Origin of the sequence: Flavobacterium sp. CG_23.5 (assembly GCF_017875765.1) — a bacterium.
Classification (GTDB): domain Bacteria; phylum Bacteroidota; class Bacteroidia; order Flavobacteriales; family Flavobacteriaceae; genus Flavobacterium.
In genome coordinates, this window is record NZ_JAGGNA010000001.1 from 3,243,341 (window position 1) to 3,258,635 (window position 15,295).

Here is a 15,295-nt window from a genome sequence, read left to right on the forward strand (position 1 = left end):
ACATAATTATTTTCTTACCTACCAATGCTAATTGTCGATTAAATGGGCATCTTGTCGAGTTTATTCCTACTTTTTTTAGATGCATTTAGTATAATGCTTAATTTTATGTAAGAAAAGAATTAAGTTGTATGTATACGACTGTCGGTTAGTATTAGGATTCCTATTTTGTTCCCCGCATATTAGATTCCTATGTTTGAGAATTCACTTCAATTATGTTTAATTGGAGATTAGTTAGTAAAGGTTACTTGCATTTCCCCAATGTGTAATTTCCCGTGATAACCTATTTACCTGTTTTAATTTGGTCGTTTTGAAATTAATCTAATAAATTTTTACAAATCGATTTCTGGTATGATAGAGGTGTTTTTTATTGTTCTGATAAAAATATCCTTTTAAGATGGTTAGCTTCATTATTTCATTTGAAGATTAGGATTCACCCCCAGTCTGTAAACTTCCTATTAAATCCTATATATGGTGTTAAAATACTATTATTATGAAAAAGAATACAATTTTTAAGTTTTTCGATTTCTTATACAACAAAATAATGAGTTGCTTTTTAACGAAAAACTCCACGTCTAAATTAAATTTCAAGAAATTTAATAAGAGACCTACTGTCAATTATTTATCAAGATTGGAGCAGTTTCAATGGCGACAATGGGTCGCAACGTCCCTTTTATTGATAGTGTTTTTGCTATCAAATACAACTATTCAAGCACAAGGCTCCATTAAAGGATTTGTGCCTGTTTTAGCTCCTAAGTCAGGATCTGGAGTTGATGGAGATGCATATGCCCATATGCCCGCCGGGTACGAAAATGTGGGTGATTTATTTGACGCTCAACATCCTGACATAAATGGTCATGGAGTCATTAATCCCTTTACTGGGGAGTTATTGTATCCTGGACAATCTTTTTTTCTGCAGGATAGATATGAAAATGATTTAACCATCTTTACTTCATCTAATAAAATAAATGACAATCCCAATACTTATACTTGGGGGCCGGGCAACTCGCCCAACAAAAATGAAATCCAAAACGCTGGAGCCCATTTCTCATACGGTGATCCTAATTTACCGGGAGGTGTAGCAACCGATTTATGGTGTTTATTTGCGGGTGACCGACAAGTTACCAACGGTAGCAGCTATATTGATTTCGAGTTTTTGCAAAAATCAATGACCATCACTGGTGCTACTATGGCTTCCAATGGCTCTATTACCGGAGGTAGTGGGGGTTTTACCAGTTTGGGTACCGATGGTGGTCGTACACTAGGTGACATTCTGATCACTATCGAGTTTACTAACGGTGGTGGCGATGCTAATGCCGTGATTCGGGTGTGGTCAGCTAAGGCTGGAGGAGGATTTGAATATGTCATTCATCCCAATTCAGAGTTTCTTGGTAAAATATTCATCACTAATAATGACACCGTAACTCACGTTCCCTTTGATGTTTACGGTAGTGATCCAAATGGAACCGGTGTAGGTGGGGATTATGCTCCGAATCAATGGGCCGAAGGAGCCATTAATCTTACGCAGGTATTTAAAAATGCGTTTAAAGATCCTTGTTTTTCAATAAGCACGGTTTTTATTAGAACAAGATCTTCTGGAAGTTCACAACAGTCAGAATTAAAAGATTTCCCTGGCGCTCCTATTCAATTCACTGTGGATGGAAGACCAAAAGGAGTTGCAGTGGCAACAAATCCAGCTTGTAATGGTGGATTTGGTTCTATAGACCTTACCGTTACTGGGGGGACTGCTGGATTTACGTATTCTTGGACTGGTCCAAATAATTTTACTGCATCCACACAAGATATCAGTAATGTATTAGCCGGTACCTATCAATGGCAAATTACGGATTCCAAAGGATGCAAATCATCGGGATCAGTTGTTGTTTCTCAACCGCCAGCGATTGTAGTCTCTTCTGCAGTGTTAGTAAGTCCTAAATGTAATGGTGGAACCGATGGTTCAATCACGATTACTGCTACAGGCGGAACAGGAACTTTGATGTATTCAGCCAATAATGGCACGACTTACCAAGCCTCTAATATCTTCAGCGGATTAACTGCTGGAACGTATTTATGGGCGGTAAAAGATGCCAACAATTGTGTGTTGAAAGGATCCGTTACGATCACTCAACCAACTGCAATCGCTGTATCAGCGGTACTTGTAAGTCCTAAATGTAATGGTGGAACCGATGGTTCAATCACGATTACGGCTTCAGGAGGAACAGGAACACTAATGTATTCAGCTAATGATGGATCTACTTACCAAGCCTCTAATGTCTTCAGCGGATTAACTGCTGGAACGTATTTATGGGCGGTGAAAGATGCCAACAATTGTGTATTGAAAGGATCCGTTACGATCACTCAACCAACTGCAATCGCTGTATCAGCGGTACTTGTAAGTCCTAAATGTAATGGTGGAACCGATGGTTCAATCACGATTACGGCTACAGGAGGAACAGGAACACTGATGTATTCAGCCAATGATGGCTCTACTTACCAAGCCTCTAATGTCTTCAGCGGATTAACTGCTGGAACGTATTTATGGGCGGTGAAAGATGCCAACAATTGTGTGTTGAAAGGATCCGTTACGATCACTCAACCAACCGCAATCGCTGTATCAGCGGTACTTGTAAGTCCTAAATGTAATGGAGGAACCGATGGTTCAATCACGATTACTGCTACAGGCGGAACAGGAACTTTGATGTATTCAGCCAATGATGGCTCAACTTACCAAGCCTCTAATGTCTTCAGCGGATTAACTGCTGGAACGTATCAATGGGCGGTAAAAGATGCCAACAATTGTGTATTAAAAGGATCCGTTACGATCACTCAACCAACCGCAATCGCTGTATCAGCGGTACTTGTAAGTCCTAAATGTAATGGTGGAACCGATGGTTCAATCACGATTACTGCTACAGGCGGAACAGGAACACTGATGTATTCAGCCAATGATGGCTCAACTTACCAAGCCTCTAATGTCTTCAGCGGATTAACTGCTGGAACGTATCTATGGGCGGTAAAAGATGCCAACAATTGTGTATTGAAAGGATCCGTTACGATCACTCAACCAACTGCAATCGCTGTATCAGCTGTACTTGTAAGTCCTAAATGTAATGGTGGAACCGATGGTTCAATCACGATTACCGCTACAGGAGGAACAGGAACACTGATGTATTCAGCCAATGATGGATCAACTTACCAAGCCTCTAATGTCTTCAGCGGATTAACTGCTGGAACGTATTTATGGGCGGTAAAAGATGCCAACAATTGTGTGTTGAAAGGATCCGTTACGATCACTCAACCAACCGCAATCGCTGTATCAGCGGTACTTGTAAGTCCTAAATGTAATGGTGGAACCGATGGTTCAATCACGATTACTGCTACAGGCGGAACAGGAACACTGATGTATTCAGCCAATGATGGCTCTACTTACCAAGCCTCTAATGTCTTCAGCGGATTAACTGCTGGAACCTATCTATGGGCGGTAAAAGATGCCAACAATTGTGTGTTGAAAGGATCTGTTACGATCACTCAACCAACCGCAATCGCTGTATCAGCAGTACTTGTAAGTCCTAAATGTAATGGTGGAACCGATGGTTCAATCACGATTACCGCTTCAGGAGGAACAGGAACACTGATGTATTCAGCCAATGATGGATCAACTTACCAAGCCTCTAATGTCTTCAGCGGATTAACTGCTGGAACGTATTTATGGGCGGTAAAAGATGCCAACAATTGTGTGTTGAAAGGATCCGTTACGATCACTCAACCAACCGCAATCGCTGTATCAGCGGTACTTGTAAGTCCTAAATGTAATGGAGGAACCGATGGTTCAATCACGATTACTGCTACAGGCGGAACAGGAACTTTGATGTATTCAGCCAATGATGGATCAACTTACCAAGCCTCTAATGTCTTCAGCGGATTAACTGCTGGAACGTATTTATGGGCGGTGAAAGATGCCAACAATTGTGTGTTGAAAGGATCCGTTACGATCACTCAACCAACCGCAATCGCTGTATCAGCTGTACTTGTAAGTCCTAAATGTAATGGAGGAACCGATGGTTCAATCACGATTACGGCTACAGGCGGAACAGGAACACTGATGTATTCAGCCAATGATGGATCAACTTACCAAGCCTCTAATGTCTTCAGCGGATTAACTGCTGGAACGTATCTATGGGCGGTAAAAGATGCCAACAATTGTGTATTGAAAGGATCAGTTACGATCACTCAACCAACTGCAATCGCTGTATCAGCGGTACTTGTAAGTCCTAAATGTAATGGTGGAACCGATGGTTCAATCACGATTACCGCTACAGGAGGAACAGGAACTTTGATGTATTCAGCCAATGATGGCACGACTTACCAAGCCTCTAATGTCTTCAGCGGATTAACTGCTGGAACGTATCTATGGGCGGTAAAAGATGCCAACAATTGTGTGTTGAAAGGATCTGTTACGATCACTCAACCAACTATTTTGGTAGCAACAGATGGACATTCTGATGTGAAATGTAACGGAGGAACTGATGGTTCAGTAACCGTAACATTCAGCGGAGGAACAAGTCCTTATATGGTGAACTTTAATGGTGCAGGCTACTTGGCTCAAACTTCTCCAAAATCGTATACAGGTCTTACCGCCGGTACGTACACTTGGATTGTTAAAGATGCCAACGGATGTATCATGCAAGGTTCAGAAACTATTGCACAACCAACTATTTTGGTAGCAACAGATGGACATTCTGATGTGAAATGTAACGGTGGAACTGATGGTTCAGTTACCGTAACATTCTCAGGTGGAACAGCTCCTTATATGGTGAACTTCAATGGTGCAGGCTTCGTGGCTCAAACTTCTCCAAAATCGTACACAGGTCTTACCGCAGGTACGTACACTTGGATTGTTAAAGATGCGTATGGATGTGAACAATCTGGTTCCGAAACTATTGCACAACCAACTATTTTGGTAGCAACAGATGCTCATACTGATGTGAAATGTAACGGAGGAACTGATGGTTCCGTAACCGTAACATTCTCAGGTGGAACAGCTCCTTATATGGTGAACTTCAATGGCGCAGGCTACTTGGCTCAAACTTCTCCAAAAGCGTACACAGGTCTTACCGCCGGTACGTATACTTGGATTGTAAAAGATGCCAACGGATGTACTATGCAAGGTTCAGAAACTATTGCACAACCAACTATTTTGGTAGCAACAGATGCCCATTCTGATGTGAAATGTAACGGAGGAACTGATGGTTCCGTAACCGTGACATTCAGCGGAGGAACAAGTCCTTATATGGTGAACTTCAACGGTGCAGGCTACTTGGCTCAAACCTCTCCAAAATCGTACACAGGTCTTACCGCCGGTACGTACACTTGGATTGTTAAAGATGCCAACGGATGTATTATGCAAGGTTCCGAAACTATTTCACAACCAACTATTTTGGTAGCAACAGATGGACATTCTGATGTGAAATGTAACGGAGGAACTGATGGTTCAGTTACCGTAACATTCAGCGGAGGAACAAGTCCTTATATGGTGAACTTCAACGGTGCAGGCTACTTGGCTCAAACCTCTCCAAAATCGTACACAGGTCTTACCGCCGGTACGTACACTTGGATTGTAAAAGATGCCAACGGATGTATTATGGAAGGTTCAGAAACTATTGCACAACCAACTATTTTGGTAGCAACAGATGGACATTCTGATGTGAAATGTAACGGAGGAACTGATGGTTCCGTAACCGTAACATTCAGCGGAGGAACAAGTCCTTATATGGTGAACTTTAATGGTGCAGGCTACTTGGCTCAAACTTCTCCAAAATCGTATACAGGTCTTACAGCCGGTACGTACACTTGGGTTGTAAAAGATGCCAACGGATGTATTATGGAAGGTTCCGAAACTATTGCACAACCGACTATTTTGGTGGCAACAGATGGACATTCTGATGTGAAATGTAACGGAGGAACTGATGGTTCCGTAACCGTAACATTCAGCGGAGGAACAAGTCCTTATATGGTGAACTTCAACGGTGCAGGCTACTTGGCTCAAACCTCTCCAAAATCGTACACAGGTCTTACAGCCGGTACGTACACTTGGATTGTTAAAGATGCCAACGGATGTATTATGGAAGGTTCCGAAACTATTGCACAACCAACTATTTTGGTAGCAACAGATGGACATTCTGATGTGAAATGTAACGGAGGAACTGATGGTTCAGTAACCGTAACATTCAGCGGAGGAACAAGTCCTTATATGGTGAACTTCAACGGTGCAGGCTACTTGGCTCAAACCTCTCCAAAATCGTACACAGGTCTTACCGCCGGTACGTACACTTGGATTGTTAAAGATGCCAACGGATGTATTATGGAAGGTTCCGAAACTATTGCACAACCAACTATTTTGGTAGCAACAGATGGACATTCTGATGTGAAATGTAACGGAGGAACTGATGGTTCAGTAACCGTAACATTCAGCGGCGGAACAAGTCCTTATATGGTGAACTTCAACGGTGCAGGCTACTTGGCTCAAACGTCTCCAAAATCGTACACAGGTCTTACCGCCGGTACATACACTTGGATTGTTAAAGATGCCAACGGATGTATTATGCAAGGTTCCGAAACTATTGCACAGCCAGCATTGCTTGTGGCTAATGTTACTCCAATAAATCCTAAATGTTGTTATGATCCTGACGGTTCAATAACCATTTCTGCTACTGGAGGTACAGGAACACTGATGTATTCCATCAATAATGGAACATCTTACCAAACATCTAATGTATTTAGCGGATTACTTGCTGGAACATATAACTGGGTGGTAAAAGATGCTAATAATTGCATCTTGAGAGGTACGGTTACTTTAACCAATCCTCCATTGATTGTCGCAACATCAATTCTTGTGAATCCTAAATGTAATGGAGGAACAGACGGTTCGATTACGATTATCGCTTCAGGAGGTACTGGTACATTAACGTACTCCATTGATCAAGGTCTTACTTATCAATCATCCAATGTGTTTACAGGCCTTGCGGCAGGAGAATACAAATGGAGAGTGAAAGATGCCAATGGCTGCTTATTGAAAGGTACGTTTATCTTGACCACTCCACCAGCGGTGACAGTAACAGCAACTCTTGTGAATCCTAAATGTAATGGAGGAACTGACGGTTCGATTACTGTTAATGCTACGGGAGGAACTGCTCCTTTGATGTACTCTCTAAATGATGGTGCTACTTACCAATCGTCTAATGTGTTTACTGCTTTAGCAGCTGGACAATATCAATGGGCGGTTAAAGAGAACAATGGTTGTATTTCCAGAGGTACGGTTAATTTAATTAATCCTGTAATGATAGTTGCATCAGCAACACCTACAAATCCTAAATGTAATGGAGGAGCCGACGGTTCATTTACCATCACAGCAACAGGAGGAACAGGGGTATTGATGTACTCTGCAGATAATGGAGCAAATTACCAAACTTCTAATGTATTTGCTGCTCTTAAGGCTGGGGAATACAAATGGGTGGTAAAAGATGCCAATGGATGTATGATGAGTGGAACTGTTAACTTAGTGAATCCGATATTAATTTCGGTATCTGTAGCGGCAGTAAACCCTTCATGTTGTGAAGCTTTAAAAGATGGTTCAATCACATTGAACGCTTCTGGCGGAACGGGTGCATTCATGTATTCCATCAATGGTGGAACTACGTACCAAACATCTAATTTCTTTGGTAGTTTAACTGCGGGAGTGTACAATTGGATTGTGAAAGATGCGAACAACTGTGTTATAAGCGGTACGGTTACTTTACGTAACCCAACTGATCCACTTGCTAAACCAGCTGCGCCAACTGTGACTGCTAGTTTTACAGCATATCCAGTTCCTTTTAAAGATGTTCTTACAATCAGATACGATTTTGATTACCAATCTGACGTCACAATTGAAGTATTAAATTCACAAGGAATGCCTATACTTTCAAAAACTGATACTAATAGTTATTTAGGCAAAGAAATTATGCTACACCTTCATACATATCAAGGTCAAGAGCAAGTTTATCTTGTCAAAGTAACTACTGATAGAGGAAGTAGCGTTAAAAAAGTAATGTCTTCTAAATAATTTTAAATAATTAACTAATCCTATAAAATATAGAGAAGGATTGGAGTTTAAGATTAAACCTCGAAAGTTATACTTTCGAGGTTTTTTTTTGACTTTTTTCTCGCACTGAAATCAGCATATTTCAAATTTTGGCCGTAAGGGACTTTTGAAAAATGGAGTTGTACTTTAAATAATCAAGGATAAAACTGATTTGTGGGATAATAAAATCATTTCCAAAAAAAAGAGGATTTTAAACATAAAACACTAAATACGTTGAAGGAAATAGACAAAATACCTGTTAATAGGACGCTATAAAAATACCATTATGGTTATAAGAAATAACACCATTTTAAGATCTTTTATACTAGTTCATTAAACACCATTTCAGATGTCTTTTTTATGAATCCATAATCTATAAGGTTAATTTATATTTAATTGAATTAAAGCTTTCTTTTTAAGTCTAAAGCGATAGTGAGCTAGATTGTAAGAATTAAATTCGCCCATTTCTCCACTGATTTATAAACCAAAAAATTCCAAAATTGGATAAAAAATAATTTAGATAATAGGATTAGAATTTATCACATTTTATCTTTTTTTATGTGACGATTCCAACGAAAAAAATAAAGTACGGTAAGTAAGAAAAATTGTGTTTAATTTGTCGTTATTTTTAACACGTAATACACTAACAATCAATACATTACGTTTTTGTTAATTTTTATTTCTATCTTAATTTTCTTATTTAATGATGTTCTTTGTCGATATAAATGGTGATTTAATCGAGTATAATTTTGTTTTTCTGTCTCTTTTTGATTTAATGATTAATTTTAATCTCAGTAAATAATTAAGTTGTTTTTTAATTAAACAGCTTTTAAAAAAGTTTGTGGATAGGGATGTGTTTCTCCACATTATTATATCCTGATTATGAAGGTTAACTTCATTAATTTTAAATGAAGATGGCTTATTTGCTGTTAGTTACATTTCCAAAAAATGTAAGATTCCAGTTTTTTCCTAATTACTATTTAATGTTAATTACTTAAAATTAACAGTCTGAATTTTTTCGCAAATCGATTTTATTTGGTAAAAGAAATGTTGTTTTTATTGAGCAAATAAAAACATTCATTAATGACGGTGACTTCATTATTTTGAATGAAGAGAGTTGATGTTATCTTAAAGTTTTTCTATCCCAAGTCTGTAAACTTCCTTTTATATCTAATGTATGGTGCTAAAATACTTTTATTATGAAAAAGAGTACACTTCTACAGTTTTTCGTTAATTTATATGGCAAAATAACCAATAGCCTTTTGACGAAAAATGCTCTTTCTAAATTAAATTTTCCAAAATTTAATGAGAGAACTTCAATCGATTTTTTATCGAGATTATGGACCAGTCATTGGCGCCAGTCAATTGCTAAGCCTCTATTATGTTTGGCAGTTATGCTGATGGGCTACACAATTAATGCTCAGAATATTCAAGGTGTTGTTCCCGTAAAATATCCCCTTACCGGTTCTGGAGTGGATGGCGATGCCTTTGCTCATACACCTGATTTTACTAATTCTCTTTACATTAATACAGGAGACTTGTTTGACAATCTTCATCCCACTATTGCTGGGCATGGTTTGATTAATCCTCTTACTGGTGAAGTTTTTTACAAACCCAGTCTTACAGGATCTCAATCAATTCCTGTAACCTATCAGTTGAAGGATCCTTATCAAAATGATCCAACCATCTTTACTTCTTCCAATAAAATAAATGATAATCCTGGTACTTATACTTGGGGCGCTGGAAGCTCACCACCCAAAAATGAAATCCAAAATTGTGGAGTTCATTTTAGTTATGGTGATCCTGATAAAATAGGAGGGACAAGTACTGACGGAATAAGCTTTGTTACTCCTGGTGGTGTAAGAGGATCTTCTACAGATTTGTGGTGCCTTTTTGCCGGTGACCGTCAGACAATCAATGGAAGTAGTTACATTGATTTCGAGTTTTTACAAGCACCATTAACAATCACAGGTGCTGTTTATGGCTCCCCTGATCCCTTTAGCAACGTGGCTCCAATTACCGGTGGTAGTGGTGGATTTGTTACTAGAGCACCCGCTTCAACAGGTGGACGAACACCAGGTGATATTTTAGTTACTATCGAATTTACACAAGGAGGTGGTGATGCAACCGTTGTGATTCGAAAATGGTCATTATTAGGTGGGGTTTACGAATATGTTGTTATTCCGAATACTTCTTTTCCAAATCAAATCTTTATTACCAATAACGACTCATATACCCCGGTGCCTTTTGATGTTTTTGGAGTGAATCCTGGGATATATGCGCCCAATCAATTCGCTGAGGGTGCAATCAATCTTACTCAAGTTTTTTTAACAAGTCAGAATCAAAATCCATGTTTCGTCTTAAGTACTGTGTTTATTAGAACACGGTCTTCAGGAAGTTCATCTCAATCTGAATTGAAAGATTTCCCTTCCGCTCCAATACAATTAAATTTGGATTTGACTCCAAATGCTAATGCAGGAGCTGATAAAGTTTTGACTTGCACCACTACTTCACTTGCTCTAAGCGGGTCTTCTACAACAGCAGGCGCAACTTACTCGTGGGTTGCCAGTAATGGCGGTCATATCGTTTCGGGAGCTAACACAGCTACGCCAATTGTTGATATGGCAGGTACCTATACGTTAAGTGTTTCCATTCCATCGAATCCTTTGTGTAAAGGAACTGATATCGCATTGGTAACCTTAAATAATACTCCGCCTAACGCTAATGCAGGAGCTGATAAGGTGTTAAACTGTACTGTTACTTCAATTGCCCTAAGCGGATCTTCCACAACAGCGGGAGCTACTTACTCTTGGGCTGCCAGCAATGGAGGAAATATCGTTTCGGGAGGAACAACAGCTACGCCAACCGTTAATGCGGCAGGTACGTATACGTTAACCGTTACCGATCCGGCCAATGGCTGTACTGCTACCGATATAGCATTGGTTACCCTTAACAATACAGCACCAAACGCTAATGCAGGAGCTGATAAAGTGTTGACTTGTACTGTTACTTCAATTGCCTTAAGCGGATCTTCCACAACAGCGGGAGCTACTTATTCTTGGGCTGCCAGCAATGGAGGAAATATCGTTTCCGGAGGAACAACAGCTACGCCAACCGTTAATGCAGCAGGTACTTATACGTTAACCGTTACCAATCCAGCCAACGGCTGTACTGCTACTGATATAGCATTGGTTACTCTTAACAATACAGCACCTAATGCTAATGCAGGAGCTGATAAAGTGTTGACTTGTACTGTTACTTCAATTGTCTTAAGCGGATCTTCCACAACAGCGGGAGCTACTTACTCTTGGGCTGCCAGCAATGGAGGAAATATCGTTTCCGGAGGAACAACAGCTACGCCAACCGTTAATGCAGCAGGTACGTATACGTTAACCGTTACCAATCCAGCTAACGGCTGTACGGCTACCGATATAGCTTTGGTAACTTTAGACAGTTCATTACCTAATGTGAATGCAGGAGCCGACAAAGTGTTGACTTGTACTGTTACTTCAATTGCCTTAAGCGGATCTTCCACAACAGCGGGAGCTACTTTTTCTTGGGCTGCCAGCAATGGAGGATTTATCGTTTCCGGAGGAACAACAGCTACACCAACCGTTAATGCAGCAGGTACTTATACGTTAACCGTTACCAATCCAGCCAACGGCTGTACCGCTACCGATGTAGCCTTGGTGACTCTAAACAACACGGCACCTAATGCTAATGCAGGAGCAGATAAAGTGTTGACTTGTACTGTTACTTCAATTGCCTTAAGCGGATCTTCCACAACAGCGGGAGCTACTTTCTCTTGGGCTGCCAGCAATGGAGGATTTATCGTTTCCGGAGGAACAACAGCTACGCCAACAGTTAATGCAGCAGGTACGTATACGTTAACCGTTACCAATCCAGCCAACGGCTGTACCGCTACTGATGTAGCATTGGTGACTCTAAACAATACAACACCAAATGTTAATGCAGGAGCAGATAAAGAGTTGACTTGTACTATTACTTCAATTGCCTTAAGCGGATCTTCCACAACTGCGGGAGCTACTTTCTCTTGGGCTGCCAGCAATGGAGGATTTATCGTTTCCGGAGGGACAACAGCTACACCAACCGTTAATGCAGCAGGTACTTATACGTTAACCGTTACCAATCCAGCCAACGGCTGTACCGCTACCGATATAGCATTGGTAACTTTAGACAATTCATTACCTAATGCTAATGCAGGAGCCGACAAAGTGTTGACCTGTACCGTTACTTCAATTGCCCTAAGCGGATCTTCCACAACAGCGGGAGCTACTTACTCTTGGGCTGCCAGTAATGGAGGATTTATCGTTTCCGGAGGAACAACAGCTACGCCAACAGTTAATGCGGCAGGTACGTATACGTTAACTGTTACCAATCCAGCCAACGGCTGTACTGCTACCGATATAGCATTGGTTACTCTAAACAATACAGCACCTAATGCTAATGCAGGAGCAGATAAAGTGTTGACTTGTACTGTTACTTCAATTGCCTTAAGTGGATCTTCCACAACAGCGGGAGCTACTTTCTCTTGGGCAGCCAGCAATGGAGGATTTATCGTTTCCGGAGGAACAACAGCTACGCCAACAGTTAATGCAGCAGGTACGTATACTTTAACTGTTACCAATCCAGCCAACGGCTGTACCGCTACTGATGTAGCATTGGTGACTCTAAACAATACAACACCAAATGTTAATGCAGGAGCAGATAAAGTGTTGACTTGTACTGTTACTTCAATTGCCTTAAGCGGATCTTCCACAACTGCGGGAGCTACTTTCTCTTGGGCAGCCAGCAATGGAGGATTTATCGTTTCCGGAGGAACAACAGCTACACCAACCGTTAATGCAGCAGGTACTTATACGTTAACCGTTACCGATCCAGCCAATGGCTGTACTGCTACTGATATAGCATTGGTTACTCTTAACAATACAGCGCCTAATGTTAGTGCAGGAGCTGATAAAGTGTTAACTTGTACTGTTACTTCAATTGCCTTAAGCGGATCTTCCACAACAGCGGGAGCTACTTACTCTTGGGCTGCCAGCAATGGAGGATTTATCGTTTCCGGAGGAACAACAGCTACGCCAACCGTTAATGCAGCAGGTACTTATACGTTAACAGTTACCAATCCAGCCAACGGCTGTACAGCTACCGATATAGCTTTGGTAACTTTAGACAGTTCATTACCTAATGTGAATGCAGGAGCCGACAAAGTGTTGACTTGTACTGTTACTTCAATTGCCTTAAGCGGATCTTCCACAACAGCGGGAGCTACTTATTCTTGGGCTGCCAGCAATGGAGGATTTATCGTTTCCGGAGGAACAACAGCTACACCAACCGTTAATGCGGCAGGTACATATACGTTAACCGTTACCAATCCAGCCAATGGCTGTACTGCTACTGATATAGCATTGGTTACTCTAAACAATATAGCACCTAATGCTAATGCAGGAGCTGATAAAGTGTTGACCTGTACCGTTACTTCAATTGCCTTAAGCGGATCTTCCACAACCGCGGGCGCTACTTTCTCTTGGGCTGCCAGCAATGGAGGATTCATCGTTTCCGGAGGAACAACAGCTACACCAACCGTTAATGCAGCAGGTACTTATACTTTAACTGTTACCAATCCAGCCAACGGCTGTACTGCTACAGATATAGCATTGGTTACCCTCAACAATACAGCACCTAACGCAAATGCAGGCGCTGATGCTCAGATATTATGCAGTACCACTAGTGTAGTTCTATCGGGTTCTTCCACAACAGTAGGAGCTACTTTCTCTTGGGTTGCCAGCAATGGAGGAAATATCGTTTCCGGAGCAACAACAGCTACACCAACAGTTGATGCAGCAGGTACGTATACATTAACCGTTACCAATCCGGCCAACGGCTGTACCGCTACCGATTTTGCTTTGGTAACTGTTCAAATTTGCGTAAAAGCGCTATGTACTTATACTCAAGGGTATTATGGTAATGCTGGAGGAACTTCCTGTGCTGACGGAATTAAATACTCTACTATTGGGTTGATTGAAAAAGCTTTGGCTTATTATGGAGGTACAATGACTCTTGGTTTGACTGGACATTCTGTTTTGGTCAATAATGCACAAGCTGTTATCAATGTAATGCCAGGAGGTGGAGGTAGTCGTGTACTATCTGCAGGAGACTATTCTATCACTAATTTACCTTCTAGCTATTTGTCTAAACAAGGCAGAATCAATAATACTTTGTTGGCTCAGACACTTGCTTTAGGTCTTAACATAGGTATAAATGGAGCTCTTGGTGATTTTGCATTGCAAGCGGGAACTTTCGCTATTGCCATGCCAGCAGGTGGTTGTGGATCAGATACTCCAAAAGTACGCTCTTGTAATCCTGATGGAACCGTGAATAATGAATATAAATATTACACTATTCCTAGTAACATTGTAACCGCTTTAGGAGCTAATGCTACCGTACAAGGATTGTATAATTTAGCAAACCAAGCTTTAGGTGGAGGATCAACCAATGGTCTTACACTTTCACAAATAGCAAGTGCGGTAGATTTAATCAACAATGCTTTTGATGAATGTAGAATATTCGTAGGGTATAATATTCAACCATTAGTATGTCCTATTCTTACAATCGCACCAACAACTACCAGTAAAATGGAACCAGCAGGTTTTGATGCGTATCCTGTGCCATTCAAAGATGTGTTGACCATTCAATATAAATTTGATTATGTGTCCGATGTTAAAATTGAAGTAATCAATGCAACTGGAAGAACAGTGCTTACCAAAGAAGATAGCAATAGTTATTTAAACGAAGAAGTTGCGCTAAACCTTAAAATGAATAGAGGTCAAGAGCAAGTATATGTTGTAAAAGTAACTACGAATCGAGGAAGTAGTGTGAAAAAAGTAATGTCTTCAAAATAGTAGAATTAATAATCTAATCCTATAAAATATAGAGAAGGGTTGGATAGTGGGATTAAACCTCGAAAGTCTTACTTTCGGGGTTTATTTCTACTTTTGTTAATTGAGTTCGAAGTTGTTTTTTTAAAATAACCTCGTTGGGTTAATAAAGAATATTAGTATAGAATCCCTACAAATGAATATCCTTTTGATGATGGTGCACTTCATACAACTTTTATGGAGATGGCTTGTTTTGATGGTTGTTGCAGTTTCCTAAAGA

The 15,295-nt window shown here is 40.5% G+C and carries 2 protein-coding genes; both read left to right on the top strand.

Translation table 11 applies throughout. The features are described 5' to 3' along the window. Positions 1-490 precede the first annotated feature (490 nt). On the top strand, positions 491-8,098 hold the full coding sequence (locus tag H4V97_RS13970) for a T9SS type A sorting domain-containing protein (protein ID WP_209550024.1): 7,608 nt from the start codon (positions 491-493) through the stop codon (positions 8,096-8,098). 1,217 nt (positions 8,099-9,315) lie between these two features. Further along, positions 9,316-15,039 carry a T9SS type A sorting domain-containing protein gene (locus tag H4V97_RS13980; protein ID WP_196851608.1) on the top strand — a complete coding sequence of 1,908 codons (5,724 nt, stop codon included), beginning with the start codon at positions 9,316-9,318 and terminating at the stop codon, positions 15,037-15,039. Positions 15,040-15,295: the final 256 nt, after the last annotated feature.

What these genes read in the sequence shown, in the direction of transcription:
- H4V97_RS13970 (WP_209550024.1), top strand. Translation starts at nt 491, where the DNA reads ATGAAAAAGAATACAATTTTTAAGTTTTTCGATTTCTTATACAACAAA.
- H4V97_RS13980 (WP_196851608.1), top strand. Translation starts at nt 9,316, where the DNA reads ATGAAAAAGAGTACACTTCTACAGTTTTTCGTTAATTTATATGGCAAA.